The sequence below is a fragment of the Chloracidobacterium sp. N genome, from assembly GCF_018304765.1.
In the GTDB taxonomy this organism is placed as follows: Bacteria; Acidobacteriota; Blastocatellia; order Chloracidobacteriales; family Chloracidobacteriaceae; genus Chloracidobacterium; species Chloracidobacterium aggregatum.
Genome location: NZ_CP072643.1, coordinates 602,597 through 616,424, shown reverse-complemented (window position 1 = coordinate 616,424; position 13,828 = coordinate 602,597). Strand labels below are relative to the sequence as shown.

Here is a 13,828-nt window from a genome sequence, read left to right as displayed (position 1 = left end):
TACGTCACAGTTCAACCCACCTTGAGAGTAACGGTAGCCGGCTGGCCTGCCTGGCACTTGCCCGGCAGACGTGGCTACGGTTGCTCGTGGCGTAGTGTACATTCCTCCTCTCTGCTTGCGCGGTGGTTTCCCCCACCGCATTTTTTGTCTGGAGGTCTCTACGCCCGTGCCAACCGACTTCCCTGAACGACGCGCCACATTGCCCACACCGGAGTTTCGTCCGGCGCTGGCCTTTACGGCTCTGACACCTTGGTTCGATGTCGTGGCCAGGGTGGCCGTGCGGGATGATTTTCTCAAGCGGCACCTGTCCGGCCTGCTTCCCCTGGCGCCGGGGCAGTCCGTTCTGGACGTGGGCTGCGGCACGGGAACCCTGCTCCTCCGCCTGCACGAGCGGCAACCTGAAGCCCGGTTGTTCGGCGTGGATGCCGACCTGGGCGCCCTGGCGCTGGCCGAACAGAAAGGGCGGCAGCAGAGGGTCAACTGGTCGCTGCTGGCAGCCTCGGCCACCCGGCTGCCCTTTCCCGACGGCTGCTTCGATGCTGTCGTGACTTCGCTGGTCTTTCACCATCTGACGACGCCGCAGAAAGAACAGGCACTGGGGGAAATCCGGCGCGTCCTGCGCCCGGAGGGAAGGCTGCTGCTGGCCGATTACGACGCGCCACGTACCTGGCTGGAGCGGCTGGCTTTCCTCCCAGTGCGTCTCTTTGACGGCTTCGATGCCACGGAAGCGCACGTGCAGGGCGCGCTGCCGGGGCTTCTGCAGGCCGCCGGGTTGACGGCCGTCGAAGTCTGCGCCGAGATTCCGACGGCCTTCGGTTACATTACCGCCTGGCAGGCCCGGTCGCCGGCTCAGGAAGCCCAGCTCAGGACGGCTTGACCGCCGTGATGATGGCGTAGCCGAGTTCCCCCCGCTCGATGGCCGCCGCGGCGCTTTGTGTGACCTGCTTGGCCCTGGGGAAATCCACATCCGGCAGTGTGAGCTTTTTCAGGGCCACCATGAGTTCCGCGCCCAGAATTTTCGCCCGGACACCAGCCACCATGTCGGCCAGCGCCGCGTCGTGGTTTTCCACGAGTCCCGGCGCAAACCCGGCCGCGCCAAGCAGTGCCGTGTAGGTTTCCACCGGCTGCGCATCGGCAATGCAGGCCACCCAGGCGAGCAGGGTTTCCAGCTCCGGGGCCAGCGGCCCGCGCCGCGTCAGATCGCTGAGGCCAACCTGCCCGCCCGGTTTCAGCACGCGGAAAAACTCCCGCGCCGCCTGGGGCTTGTCCGGGAAGGTGCAGTAGGCGCACTCACACACGATGGCGTCGAAATGGTCGGCGTCCACGTCGAGCCGTTCGGCGTCGCCGACGACAAACCGGACCCGGTCGGCCAGTCCGCGCGCGGCGGCGGCTTCGTTGGCCAGGCGCACGTTTTCGGCACCGAAGTCCACCCCAACCACCTCACAGCCAAAGGTTTCCGCCAGATGCAGGGCGCTTGTGCCGCGTCCGGCAGCGACATCGAGCACCCGGGCGCCGGCCTGAAGTCCAAGCACCTGCCCCAGCCGTTCGGTCAGCGCCAGCCCACCCGGATGAAAGGACTCGCCAAACAGAAAGCGCACCACATCGCTTTCATAAAACTGCGCACAACAGGACTTGACCGCCTCCGGGGCGGTGGACTCTCCGGCAACGGTTTCAGCGACGGTGCTCATGCTTTTGGCTCCTCGGAAAAGGAAAAGGTGATGGGGCGGACCTGAAAGGGTTTGCCTTCCTTGCGCGCCAGCTTGCGCTCCCACTCCAGGGCTTCGAGCTGTTCCCGCGCCTGCTGGCGATAGCCGATGGTGTTGTAGGCGCAGAAGGGCACCTGTTTGCCGCCCGGCAGCAGGAACTCCTTGCAGCACTTCATGAGATTTTTCTGGTTGAAGGTGTAGGGGTCCATGAAGTCCTGGAGCATGATCATCTTCATCTTGTCGGCAATTTCGCCGATGCTCAGCGACTCGAAGCCACAGGCCTGACATGACATCTGAAGGTCGCGGGCCGATTTGGCCGTGCCGGGGGCCGTCGAAGATGACCACAAGCCTTCGAGGGCAATTTTGATCTCGGCGCTGTAGTCCGGCATGACCTTGTTGGTGATGTAATCCAGATAGTCATACACGTTGACGACGCGCGGCAGCGGCGTGACCGTGCCGTTTTCGACAAAGGCGTAGGTTACTGAGTTGCAGGTCGGGAAGCAGCAGGGCACAGGCACGAAGTCACTTTTGCGGAACAGCCCGTCGGTTTGCGTTTCGATGAGGGACAGGATGTCGGGAATCGTCATCCGCTGGAGCGGATCGTGTTCCATGTGGCGGCCGGCGTGGAAGGCCGGCTGGAAGTTGACGCCGCGCACCGCCGGGTGCTCCATGGCGAATTGGACGATGCGCCCGACTTCGTGGTCGTTGACGCCGCGCTCGATGGCCGGCACGAGAACGGCCGTCAGTCCCTTGTCTGCCAGGCGGTCGAGGGCGCGGATTTTTTCTTCGAGAATATCCGGCTCACCCCGAATGATGCGGTAGGTCTCACGGTCAAAACCGTCGAACTGGAAGTACAGCGCCGGTTGAATCTCCGCCAGTTCGTCAAGGAAGGCGTCGTCGCGGGCGATGCGCTTGCCGTTCGTGTTGAGCATGATGAGGTTGATGGGGCGCTTCTGGGCCTCGCGCAGAAAGTCCAGAATCTGCGGATGCACTGTCGGCTCACCGCCGGAAAACTGCACCACCTCGGCGCGGCCTTCCGCCCGGACGAAATCATCCAGAATGGACCGGACTTCTTCGAGCGTGAGGCTGAAGCCCGGCCCGGCCTCGGCAAAGCACAGCGGACAATCCATGTTGCAGACGCTGTTGACTTCGATGATGCCCAGACAGGTGTGCTGCTGGTGGTCAGGGCACAGCCCGCAGTCGTGCGGACAGCCCGCCACGACTTCACTGTTGAAGTGCAGCGGGATGGTGCCGGGCTTGTTGTAGCGCACGTTGGTGATATACGCCTGCGCGTCACTGTAAATCAGCGATTCGTAGAGTTTCCCTCTGGCACGTTCACAGTCGCAGCGTTTGCGCATGAACACCTTGTTGTCGCGGACGATGATGTGGGCATCCACCACCTTGGTGCATTCGGGGCAGATGCTGCGGGTGAGTTCCAAAAACACATAGTTGGCATCCCGCTTGCGCGGCGGCTCTGCGGCAGACGGGACAGCGTCCGTGGCAGGTGAACATTCAGGAACGGTCGTGGTGTCGCTCATGGCGGTGATTCTCTCCGGTCAGAGGCATTGGTGAATCCTTCACCGGGCAGTCAGACAAACCCAACCCGGCCGAAACTTATTCCATCGCAGCGTAGCCAGAAGCGGGCTGGCAGGTCATGGAGCGTACGGCGCACCAGGGGCGGCTGGATGTGCGCCCCGGCGCAGGATTCAGCGCATGATTTTCGACAGGCTCTGGATGACCTTGCCGGCCGTGCCGGTAAGGAAGTTTTCGACCGCTACGCCGGCGGCCAGTTGCTGTGCCGCCGTTGAGTAGGTCGGATAGGCATGGATGGCGTTGGCCACATCCGTCACCTTGAGCCGGTGGTTGAGCGCCAGGGTGAACTCCGTAATGGCTTCTCCGGCGCGCGGGGCCACCATCGTCGCGCCCAGCAGTGTGCCATCGCTGCGCGAGATGACCTTGAGAAAGCCATCCGTGTCGGCGTCGCACACGGCCCGGTCGGTGCGGCTCATCTTCCACCGGCTGACCTTGAGGGTGTCTCCATACCGGGCGCGGGCCTGGGCTTCGGTCATCCCGACGTGGGCCACTTCCGGGTCGGTGAACGTCACCCAGGGCACAATGTCCGTAAACCCGGTCGTGCTGCCGAGCAGAAGCGCATTGCGTACGGCCAGGAACGCCTGCCAGCCAGCAAAGTGCGTGAACTGGTGTCCGCCCAGCACATCGCCGGCCGCAAAAATGTGTTTGACGTTGGTGCGCAGACTTGTGTCCACCGGAATGCCACGGGCATCGGCCTGAACGCCGGCCCGGTCCAGATCAAGACCCGCGATGTTGGGACGCCGGCCGGTAGCAATGAACAGCAGGTCGCCTTCGGCCGTGCCGGCTTCACTTTCCACGCGGATGGTTCCGTGCTGCCGGCTCGCGGCCCGCGCCCGGCCGGGGATGAACTGCATGCCCTCCCGCTCGAAGACCGTTCTAAGCGTCTGGCTGACTTCGGGTTCTTCTTTCGGCAGCAGCCGTTCTGCAACAAGGATGACCTGCGCGCCCAGCCGCTGGAACGCCTGCGCCATTTCGCAGCCAATCGGCCCGCCGCCAACGACGATCATCCGCCGGGGAAGTTCATCGAGGTCGAAAATGGTTTCGTAGGTGAGAAATGGCACCTCGTCCAGCCCGGCCAGATCAGGGCGGACGGGATGCGCGCCGGTGCAGATGAGAAAATACCGGGCCGTCAGGGTGCGCTCGCCAGCCGCCAGGGTTTGGGCGTCCAGAAAGCGCCCCGGCGCCAGAATGACGTCAATCCCGCTGCGCCGCAGCTCATCCGGCGCTTCATGGGCGTAAATCTCATCAATGACACTCCGCACATAGGCCCGCACCTGCGCCATATCCGTTCGGGGCGGTTCGGCGACAATGCCGTAGTGCCCGGCCTGGCGCACTTCGTGGGCCACTTTGGCTGCCTTGAGCAGGGCTTTGCTCGGAACACAGCCCGTCCAGGTGCAGTCTCCGCCGATGCGGTGCTTTTCGACCAAGGCCACCCTGGCCCCAAGCTGCGCCGCAAAACCGGCTGCGGTCAACCCGCCGGAGCCGGCCCCGATGATGACGATGTCAAAGTGTTCGGTCATGGCTTCCGGTCAGGCGCCAAAGCGTGATGTCCGTACCGGCGTGTGGCCGCAGGTTCATCAGGTAGGGGTGAGACGGACGCCAGTGTAGTCAAACGTATGAAACTTGGCACGCGGAAATTGTGCTGCCCGACGGATGCGCGGAAGCCACGTTCGGCCGGCGGGGTTTTTCGGCCCCGTGATTTCCCAAGGTTGCGTTGCGCCGGGCACTGTGAGGCGTGTAGTTTCAGATTGCCCGTCAAGCGTTGGCAGCCTGCTTTGTGTCGTCTTTGTGACCTGCTTATGACTGATGTTTCCGCCCAGCTTGAACGCCTGTACTGTGGGGAGCGCCCGCCGGCCGAGGTCTGGCTGGAGGTGATTTACCGCGCGCCGCTCGATGAGTTGTTGTATTGGGCCGACCGCCTGCGGGCTGACTGGCACCCGGATAACGTCGTGACCTATGTCATTGACCGGAATATCAACTACTCGAACATCTGCACGTCGGTGTGCACGTTCTGCGCCTTTTACCGCAAGCCGGGCGACCCGGAAGGGTATGTCCACGACTACGAAACGCTGTTTCGCAAGGTGGAGGAAACGCTGGCGCTTGGCGGCAGCGGCATCCTCATGCAGGGCGGCCTGCATCCCGACCTCAAGCTGGAGTGGTACGAAGAACTGCTGCGCCAGTTCAAGGCGCGCTATCCCATTCACCTGCACTGTTTCTCGCCGCCTGAGATTCTGAACTTCGCGCGGGTCAACCGGCTTTCCGTGCGTGAGGTGTTGCAGCGGCTGCGTGCGGCCGGGCTGGATTCGATTCCGGGCGGCGGCGGCGAAATCCTCGTGGACGAAATTCGCATGCGCCGCCGGACGGAGTGCAACAGCCAGGAATGGCTTGCGATTATGGAAACGGCCCACGAGTTGGGCATCCCGACCACGGCCACGATGATGTACGGCATGGGTGAAACCGACGCACACCGGCTGGAGCATCTGCGCAAAATCCATGAACTCCAGGCGCGGACCGGTGGTTTCATCGCCTTCATTCCCTGGACGCTCCAGCCGGATTCCGTGCCCATCGGCAAGGTATTTCCAGACCGCATCGCGCCGGACATCTACCTGCGGTGGTTTGCGGCGGCGCGGCTGTACCTGCGCAACATTCCCAACCTGCAGGTGTCGTGGCTGACGCAGGGGTTTGACGTGGCGCGGCGTGCCCTGCGTGGTGGGGCCAACGACATGGGCAGCATCATGATCGAGGAAAATGTCGTCTCGGCGGCCGGCGCCAAGTATCGCGCCGACGAAGCCCGGCTGGTGCAGGTCATTCGGGAAGCCGGTTTCGTCCCCTGCAAACGCAATGCGGCCTACCGCCGGCTGGAAACTCCGGCCGCGGCAGAAGCTGTCGCATAGAGGCTGACACGGCATGATACTGGCTCTGGTCGATCCGCTCTGGACGCGCCTCATCCAGTTCTTTCGTACGTCCTACATCGAATTGCTCATTGTGCTGGCGTGGGCGACGCTCATCTGGGTGTTCGTCCTGCTGCTTAGCCACAGCATCCGGGCGCTCGTGCGCCGGGTGGCAGCGGAGCTGGAGCCATATTACAACGCGCTGCGCCATCCGGTGCGGGCGTTCCTGTGGCTGCTGGTGTTGCCGTTGGGGATGGAGTTCATCGAACTGCCCCGGTCGGTTCAGAACCGCATTGAAGCCGGTTTCAAGGTGACGCTGACACTGGTCGCCCTCTGGCTGGGCTTTGAGCTGGTGGCCGTGGCAACGGAGTTTGCCCTGCAGCGCCTGGCGGCAGACGACGGCACGGATGAACAACGGCGCCGCTCGGCGGCGACCCGGCTGGCGATTCTGCAGCGGCTTATCCAGGTGGGCATCATCGTCGTCGGCGCGGCGCTGTTTCTGATGCAGTTTCAGGTTGTCCGTACGATTGGGGTTTCGCTGCTGGCCTCGGCCGGTCTCGTGGGTGTTGTGGTCGGTATTGCCGCCCAGAAGACGATTGGGAACTTCGTCGCCGGCATCCAGATTGCCGTCACACAGCCCATCCGGGTCGGCGACACGGTCATCGTCGAAAACGAGTACGGCCAGATCGAGGAACTTACCTTTACGTTCGTTGTCGTCCGGCTGTGGGACAAGCGGCAGCTTATTCTGCCGGTGTCGTACTTTCTCGAACGGCCCTTCCAGAACTGGACGCGCTACACGCCGGAACTCATCGGCGCCGTGTTTGTGCAGGCGGATTTCGGCGTCCCCGTGGACGCCATGCGGGCGGAGTTGCAACGGCTCTGTGAAGCGGACCCGAATTGGAACGGACAGGTCTGCCGGTTGATTGTCAGCGATGTCAACGAGCGTTCCATCGTCGTGCGCGCCACCGTATCCGCTGATGAGCCGGCCAAGCTCTTTGACCTGCGCGTGGCCGTTCGGGAAGGTCTCGTCCGCTGGCTGGCGACAACCGAAGACGGTCGTTACCTGCCGCGCATCCGGCAGGCGGACCTGCTGTGAGAGGCAGTCTGGCGAAAGTCCCCGGCGCGGATGCCCGGCCCATGTTGCCTGCCGCTACAACAGCCAGCCAATGTCGGGATGATAGACCCGCCCCAGCGTGCGCCCTTCCAGGCTGCGGTGGCGCTGGTGATCGTGCATGCGCCGGACGCCCGTGTTGGAAGCCTTGAGTCCATAGGACAACGACTGGGGGCGGACGTAGTACGTCCCGAACACGGCCGGAACAAACACGATCAGCCTGTCGTCGCTGGCCAGGCGCAAAAACAGCTCCCAGTCCTCCTCGATGCTATTGATGACGGGTTCGACCTGAAAGCCGCCGCACTGCCGGAGCTGGGCGGCGTCCCACAGGCTGCACAGGTCAACCTCATTGTTCTGAAAGATGGACGACCGGTAGGCCACGTTGGAGTACAGGCCCGTGATCCGTCCGGCTTCGCGCACAATGAGGTTGCCATAGACAACGGCCGCTCCGGTTTCCCGGATGGCACGGTAAAACAGAAACAGGTTGTTGCCCTGAAGCTCATTGTCGGCATCGAGCCAGCACACATACCGGTAGCGGGCCAGATGCAGGATGCGGTTGCGCACGGCGGCCGGGCCCTGCTGGCTCTGACCAAAGCCAACCCGCAGGGTGATGTCCGTGAGGGTTGCCTGCGCCTGCGCCAGCCATTCCACCGAGCCATCCCGTGAAGCATCATCCACAATGATGAGTTCGCCGGGGACGCCACAGGCGGCCAGACTGTGAAGCGCACGGCGGGCGGAAGCCACGCTGCGCGGCAGAAACAGCCGGTGGTTCCAGTTCGCCATGCCGATAGTGACGCCATTGGCGTTCCACGGGTGCGTCATAAGTTGCGTCATGCCAGCCATCCAACGTCAGGGTGATACATCCGTCCCAGCAGGCGGCCTTCCCGGCTGCGGAGTTCGTTCTGGTCAAATATCCGGCGCAGCCGCTGGATAAGCGTCTCCGGGGCAAGGGTATGCAGGCCGCCGGACAGGCGGTGGTAGTACCCCAGCACGGCCGGCACAAACACGATCAGCGCACCGCGCGCCAGCAGGCGCATCATCAGCTCCCAGTCTTCCAGCAGGCCGCGCGTCGTCTGGTAGCCACCGGCCGCCAGCGCCGCCGGGATGTCGAGCAGGGCAAAGTTGTCCACGTAGTTTTGCCGATAGACCCGCGCCTGAAGCGGCTCGTTGGAAAGCACATCGGGTTGGGTATTGCCCAGCACGAACAGGTTGCCGTAGGTCAGCGCCGCTCCGGTTTCCAGCGCCGCGCGGTAAAACAGCCACAGGTTGGCGGGTTCCAGAGCATTGTCGGCATCGAGCAGGCAGGCGTGGCGGTAGGCGGCGTGGGTCAGCCCCGTGTTGCGGGCCGCGCCCAGCCCGACGTTGCGCGGCAGCCAGACGACCCGTACGGCCACATCGGGATAGTGCGCCGCAAGGTTGAACAGGTACTTCTGCGAGCCATCGCGGGAGGCATCATCCACGACGAGCAGCTCGCCGGCGACGCCCTGCGCCTGAAGGCGGCGCAAGCCGTCCAGCGCCGAACGTACAGCGCGGGGCAAAGCGAAACGATGGTTCCAGTTGGGGATGAGAATGGACAACCCGGCACGCTGGACCATGACCGCCCTCACCACAGTGCCGCAAAGGCCGCCCCCAGAGGGGGACGCGCCAGAAGCTGCGCACAGAGCGTTGTGATAAGCCGCGCCGGTGCGTCCGTGGCGGCAAACCGGCGCAGTACGGCCACGTCGGTCAAAACGCAGCCCGGTGCTTCGGGGCCGTCCGCTGGTCGCGCATCGAGTTTGATGGGGCAGGCGCCGGACAGCAGGGCTTCCAGCGCCCGGAACGCCTCGAAGTGGGAGTGCGCGTGGCGCGAAACCCACACGTAAAACCGGGTCTTCGCCAGCAGGCGCGCAAGCTGGGCGCGACTCAGCCGTCCACGGTCGGGACGACCCTGCCAAGGTTCATCCGCCGGCAAAAAGGCCACGCCATCCGGTTCCCAGTCGGTCAGCTCCGCCACGAGCGCCGCCCGCCCGGCCGTGGCTTTGCCTACCACGGCCCATGGAATCGGGCGCAACGGGAACTGTTCGGCAGCCGTCGCCTGCACCTGCGCCAGCACCGCCCGTTCGGCCCGGGTTGGCGTGTGGTACAGAAACCGGTAGGGCAGGGAAGCCAGCGCCGCCGGCAGGGTTTGGGGGTGCCAGCCGACATCCACCAGGGCTGTCCACTCCGGGCCCTGGAACTGGCGCTGAAACGAGTCCGTGCCGACACACTCGGCGATGAGCAGGATGCGTTCCGCCGCACTATTGACCTTTGACATAAGCACCACAACATCCCGCTGTGACAGGCGTGGGTCATTGACCAGCCCGGCCCAGTTGACCGCGAGCACCCGGCGCGCCGGGGCCGCCGCAAGCCAGTCGGGAACGTCCCACAGCCGCGCCCGTGGCCGCCAGTCGTCCGGCAGGTCAGACCACAGGCGTGTGGCCAGATTGCCGTAAAGCCAGTCCGTGGCGCGGCTGTAGAGGATGTCAAGATCAAACGGGCTGGACATGGTTGGCAGGCGGCTGCCCCGCAACGATGGCGGCAAAAGCGTCTCCAAGGGCCGGCCGGGTGAGCGCGGCGGCATACATGGCCGCCAGCAGGCCGGCCCATCCCGACGTTGCCAGAGCTTCCTTCATGGCGTCCAGGGACGGAAACACACAGGGTACAGTAGCAAAGCTGTCCGCATGGCTGGGGTCAATCTTGACGGGCAGCGCCCCGCACCGCAAGGCATCGTGGACGCGGAATGTCTCAAAGTAGGGAACCGAATGTTGGGTGCGCCAGATGTAAAGCCGCGCCTGATGCAGCAGCCGCTCCAGTCCGTCGCCTGTCAGGCGGCCGCTGCCGGGGCGCGCCGGGCCGGGTTCGGCCAGAAGAAGCAGGCCGTTCGGCTGCCAGCGGACGAGTTCCCGGGCAAATGCAATGCGCTCCGGCGTCCGCATCCCGACAAAAGCCCAGGGAAGCGGGCGATGGTCGCCCTGCGCCGGAAGTTGTTCCAGAGCCACGCTTAGCCGCCGGAACTGCTCCTGTTCGGCGCGGGTCGCCACGGTGCCAAGGACGTGATAGGGTAGCGCGCAGTATGGCTCCGGTAGTGGATAGCCGAACCATCCGACTTCGATGAAGTCTGTCCAGGCAATGCCCTCGGCGAAGTGCAGTTCAAACCAGGTCGTGCCAACGCATTCTGCCGAAAGCAGTGTGCGCCGGGGGGTATGGGCAACGCGGGCGCACAGTTCGGCAACGCGCGGGCCGAGCCGGGGTTCGCGCACGGCTTCCTCCCAGTTGACGACAACGACGTGGTCGGACGGCTCGCTGTCCAGCCACTCGACCACGTTCAGCAGCCGTGTCGTGGCGCGGAGCGGCTCCGGCAGGTCGGCGTGGAGCCGCCGGGCAAAGTCTGCGTGATACCAGTTGTTGGTGTGGCTATAGATGATGTCCATAGACATGATGGCTGACCGCCGGGTGCGTCTTGGCTGGGCCGTCCTGTGGATGCTGCTGTTGGGTTGCGGCGCAGCAGCCCAGTCAACGCTCGCCCGGCTGACCGGCAGTGTTGTGGATGGCGAGCGTTTGCCGGTCGCCGGCGCAACCGTGGTGGTTCACGATACGCGGCGCAACGTCGTTCGGGAAGTGACAACCGATGCGCAGGGGCGGTACGTCTTCACGGCGCTTGAACCGGCGACGTACCGGGTGGCAGCGCGCCATCCCACGGCGGGGGCGGCCGTCGAGATGCTCATCACCCTGCAACTGGGGGAGCAGCGGGACGCCCTGCTGGTGCTCGTGCCCACGCCGACGTTCGACGCCGAAGTGCGGGCCGACACGACGGCCATCGAGACGACCAGCGCCGGGCAGAGTCGCACCGTGGATGAGCGGAGCATCCAGGCGCTGCCGCTGTCCGGCCGCAACTTCGTGGACCTGGTGAAACTCTCGCCCGGCGTCACGCCCGGCCGCGAAAACGTGGGCGGCGGGCCGTTCAAGGAGCCGGACATCGGTGTTGGCGCGGCCGCCGCGCCGCGCATTGCCTTTGGCGGCCAGACCGAACTCAACACGCTTGTGCAGCTTGATGGCCTTGACCATATCCAGACCGTCACGGGCCTGCCACGGGCAACCCCGCCGACCGAGGCTGTTGCGGCCTTTCGGGTGAGCAATGCCACGTTTGAAAGTGAGTACGGGCGCTCGCTGGGCGGTTTTGTCAACATCCTGACGAAATCCGGCACCAATGACCTTCACGGCAGCCTTTACGGCTATGGCATCCACGACGCGCTCAGCGCCCGTCCGCTGCTGACCGGCTCGCAGTGGGTGCTGCGCCAGTTCCAGTACGGCGCCACGCTTGGCGGGCCGCTGCGCCGGGACCGCTGGTTTTTCCTGACCAGCTACGAAGGGCAGCGCCGGGCGGAATCGAACCGGTTTTCGCAGGTCATCCTGTCGAATCTCGAAGCCATCAATGCCGTCCGGCGACACTACGGCCTGACGCCGGAAACGGCCGATCAGATACGAACCGGGGACTACGATCTGGGCTTTGGGCGCGTGGACTGGCGCCCGAACGACCGCCATACGCTGGCCGTGCGGCTGAATGCGCTGGCCGGCACGGCGCGCGGTTTTCTGGGCGGCGGCGGCCGGGCCTCACCGGCTTCGACGACCGCCCGCGACAACCGGACGACGGATGTGACCGTCAGCGCCACCTACACGGCGGTGCTGACGCCGACGCGCGTCGGCGAAGTACGCGGGCAGTGGGCGCGCCGTGACTTCACCTTTCGCCCGCGTTTTGCCGAACCGGCGCTGGAGCTGCCCAACCTGATCGTCATGGGCAAAAGCACGTCCGACGTGGATGACTACCGCGAAGACCGGCTTCAACTCGCCGGGGTACTGACGCAGTTGAAGGGCGCGCACACCGTCAAGGTCGGCGGAGACTGGTCGCGGCTGGACGACACCGCGCGGTGGGATTTGTTCTTTCCGGCGCGCATCATTTTTGGCGGACTGCTCCCGGCGTTTCTCAACCGCACGCCCGACGGGCAGCCAAATCCGCAGCCGAGCACCTTCTGGTTTCCCTTCGTGACGGGCGCAACGACGGCGCCGCCAGTGCCCTTTCCCTTTACACGCGCCGTGCCAGAAGCCCTGCGGCCGAATGTCACCACGCAGCTTGTCCACGCGCATTACGGCCTGTTTGGGCAGGATCAGTGGCAGGCCGCGTCGTCGCTGACCGTCACCTTCGGTCTCCGGTACGACGTGGAAACCTATCCCCGCCGGTTTTTTGACCGGCGTGACCGCAACAACTTCCAGCCACGGGTGGGGGTGGCATGGGCCGTGGGGCGCGGTGTCGTCCGGGCGGGCTACGGGGTGTTCACGGACCGGATAGCGTCCAGTGTCGGGCAGGTCATCTTTGGCGCGGAATGGATTTCACGCGGCGACGTACCCACCGCGCCCCAGGTCTTTGCCGATGTGGCCCGCTTTGCCGGACGTTTCCGGCAGGCGACGATCAGCGGCCCGCCTTCGGCCACCTCGCCGATTGGGGCCGCGCGGGCAACCGATATTTTTCTGCGCGGAACGGCCAGCGCGCCGGCTGGCTATGGCGTACCGGTCGGGCAGCCATTGCCGCCGGGCACCCTGCCGCTGCCAACAGCGGAAAGCGGTGCTACGGCCAGTTTTGCCGACAACCTCAGCCGCCGGCTGCGCAATCCCTACGCTCAGCACTTCACGCTGGGCGCGGAGTATCCGTGGTGGGGGGTGGTGTGGTCGGCGGCGTACCTGCGCGTGCTGGCGCTGAAACTGCCAGGCCACACCGGCAACCTCAATGCCTTTCAGACGGGCATGCTGCCGACGGGCAAGCCCATTCTGGCCAGCCGCCGGTTTGCCGAACTGGGGCACTTTTTTGTCACCGACAACCTTGGCGCAAGTGGCTACCACGGCGGCTTTTTTATGGCCCGCCGCACCTGGCACCGGGGCTGGTCGTTGTCCGTGGCGCATACGTGGTCGAAAACGCTGACGACGGTGGATGCCGTCAACAATCTGGCCGACTATCCCGAAGGACTCACGCTGGAGCGGTTTCTGTCGCGCCAGCATGCGACGCATCGCCTGGCCGCGACCGTTGCCGGAGAAGCGCCACGCCCGACCGGATGGCTGGGCGGCTGGCAGGGAGCCGTCGTCATCGCGCTGGAAAGCGGGCGTCCGTTCAACGTTTTTGCTGGAGGAGACTTCAACGGCGATGGCAATCCCAACAGTGACCGTCCGGGGCTGCTTCCGCGCAACAGCTTTCGGGGTCCGGGATTCGCCACGGTGGATGTCCGCCTTGGCCGCCGCTTCCGGCTGAGTGAGCACAGCGGATTGGAAGTGACACTCGATGCATTCAACGTGGCGAACCGGGTCAACATCCGCGACCTGAATCTGGCTTATGGAGGAACCAGTCTCGCTGTGCCGCCGAACCCACTGTTGCAGTTCGGCGCTCCGCGCGATGTGTTTGGGGCACGGCAGCTTCAATTAGGCGTCAAACTACGGTTTTAACCGCGACTTCCCGTGGTGGAAGC

Annotated in this window: 11 protein-coding genes; 4 read left to right on the top strand and 7 right to left on the bottom strand. The window is 64.8% G+C overall.

All coding sequences use genetic code 11. From position 1 onward, the window contains the following. Positions 1-166: 166 nt before the first annotated feature. Complete coding sequence (locus J8C05_RS13675) at positions 167-877, top strand: class I SAM-dependent methyltransferase (RefSeq protein WP_211423314.1); 711 nt, start codon at positions 167-169, stop codon at positions 875-877. On the opposite strand, the gene J8C05_RS13670 is transcribed toward J8C05_RS13675, so the two are convergent. From J8C05_RS13670 to J8C05_RS13660, 3 genes are all read right to left on the bottom strand, one after another. Beyond that, positions 864-1,688: a class I SAM-dependent methyltransferase gene (locus J8C05_RS13670; protein ID WP_211423313.1), complete on the bottom strand. Its 825-nt coding sequence runs from the start codon at positions 1,686-1,688 to the stop codon at positions 864-866. The genes J8C05_RS13675 and J8C05_RS13670 overlap by 14 nt on opposite strands. Then, on the bottom strand, positions 1,685-3,244 hold the full coding sequence (locus J8C05_RS13665) for a radical SAM protein (RefSeq protein ID WP_211423312.1): 1,560 nt from the start codon (positions 3,242-3,244) through the stop codon (positions 1,685-1,687). Before J8C05_RS13665 ends, J8C05_RS13670 begins: the two co-directional genes overlap by 4 nt. A 168-nt stretch (positions 3,245-3,412) precedes the next feature. Then, positions 3,413-4,819, bottom strand: a complete 1,407-nt coding sequence (locus J8C05_RS13660; RefSeq protein WP_211423311.1) for a dihydrolipoyl dehydrogenase family protein — start codon at positions 4,817-4,819, stop codon at positions 3,413-3,415. Positions 4,820-5,098: 279 nt separating this feature from the next. Here J8C05_RS13660 and mqnC point away from each other — a divergent pair, with 279 nt between their 5' ends. Continuing rightward, positions 5,099-6,193 (top strand): cyclic dehypoxanthinyl futalosine synthase, encoded by a 1,095-nt coding sequence (mqnC, locus tag J8C05_RS13655; RefSeq protein WP_211423310.1) that lies wholly within the window; start codon positions 5,099-5,101, stop codon positions 6,191-6,193. Positions 6,194-6,206: 13 nt separating this feature from the next. Further along, the gene (locus J8C05_RS13650) at positions 6,207-7,286 is read left to right on the top strand and encodes a mechanosensitive ion channel family protein (RefSeq protein ID WP_211423309.1); all 1,080 of its coding nucleotides are present in this window, start codon (positions 6,207-6,209) and stop codon (positions 7,284-7,286) included. Between the two features lie 54 nt (positions 7,287-7,340). Here the strand turns inward: J8C05_RS13650 and J8C05_RS13645 are convergent, their stop codons facing one another. From J8C05_RS13645 to J8C05_RS13630, 4 genes are read right to left on the bottom strand one after another with little or no spacing between them, the layout of a single operon-like run. Beyond that, positions 7,341-8,123, bottom strand: a complete 783-nt coding sequence (locus J8C05_RS13645; protein WP_211423308.1) for a glycosyltransferase family 2 protein — start codon at positions 8,121-8,123, stop codon at positions 7,341-7,343. A gap of 8 nt (positions 8,124-8,131) precedes the next feature. Further along, entirely contained in the window at positions 8,132-8,896 is a 765-nt protein-coding gene (locus J8C05_RS13640) for a glycosyltransferase family 2 protein (RefSeq protein WP_211423307.1), read from the bottom strand. Between the two features lie 8 nt (positions 8,897-8,904). Continuing rightward, the gene (locus tag J8C05_RS13635; protein WP_211423306.1) at positions 8,905-9,825 is read right to left on the bottom strand and encodes a hypothetical protein; all 921 of its coding nucleotides are present in this window, start codon (positions 9,823-9,825) and stop codon (positions 8,905-8,907) included. Next, entirely contained in the window at positions 9,809-10,756 is a 948-nt protein-coding gene (locus J8C05_RS13630) for a hypothetical protein (RefSeq protein ID WP_211423305.1), read from the bottom strand. Before J8C05_RS13630 ends, J8C05_RS13635 begins: the two co-directional genes overlap by 17 nt. Here J8C05_RS13630 and J8C05_RS13625 point away from each other — a divergent pair. Continuing rightward, the gene (locus J8C05_RS13625; protein WP_211423304.1) at positions 10,755-13,805 is read left to right on the top strand and encodes a TonB-dependent receptor; all 3,051 of its coding nucleotides are present in this window, start codon (positions 10,755-10,757) and stop codon (positions 13,803-13,805) included. The two genes, J8C05_RS13630 and J8C05_RS13625, sit on opposite strands and share 2 nt — an antisense overlap. The last annotated feature ends 23 nt before the right edge of the window (positions 13,806-13,828 follow it).

What these genes read in the sequence shown, in the direction of transcription:
- mqnC (WP_211423310.1), top strand. Translation starts at nt 5,099, where the DNA reads ATGACTGATGTTTCCGCCCAGCTTGAACGCCTGTACTGTGGGGAGCGC.
- J8C05_RS13630 (WP_211423305.1), bottom strand. Translation starts at nt 10,756, where the DNA reads ATGTCTATGGACATCATCTATAGCCACACCAACAACTGGTATCACGCA.
- J8C05_RS13665 (WP_211423312.1), bottom strand. Translation starts at nt 3,244, where the DNA reads ATGAGCGACACCACGACCGTTCCTGAATGTTCACCTGCCACGGACGCT.
- J8C05_RS13645 (WP_211423308.1), bottom strand. Translation starts at nt 8,123, where the DNA reads ATGACGCACCCGTGGAACGCCAATGGCGTCACTATCGGCATGGCGAAC.
- J8C05_RS13640 (WP_211423307.1), bottom strand. Translation starts at nt 8,896, where the DNA reads ATGGTCCAGCGTGCCGGGTTGTCCATTCTCATCCCCAACTGGAACCAT.
- J8C05_RS13635 (WP_211423306.1), bottom strand. Translation starts at nt 9,825, where the DNA reads ATGTCCAGCCCGTTTGATCTTGACATCCTCTACAGCCGCGCCACGGAC.
- J8C05_RS13625 (WP_211423304.1), top strand. Translation starts at nt 10,755, where the DNA reads ATGATGGCTGACCGCCGGGTGCGTCTTGGCTGGGCCGTCCTGTGGATG.
- J8C05_RS13670 (WP_211423313.1), bottom strand. Translation starts at nt 1,688, where the DNA reads ATGAGCACCGTCGCTGAAACCGTTGCCGGAGAGTCCACCGCCCCGGAG.
- J8C05_RS13650 (WP_211423309.1), top strand. Translation starts at nt 6,207, where the DNA reads ATGATACTGGCTCTGGTCGATCCGCTCTGGACGCGCCTCATCCAGTTC.
- J8C05_RS13660 (WP_211423311.1), bottom strand. Translation starts at nt 4,819, where the DNA reads ATGACCGAACACTTTGACATCGTCATCATCGGGGCCGGCTCCGGCGGG.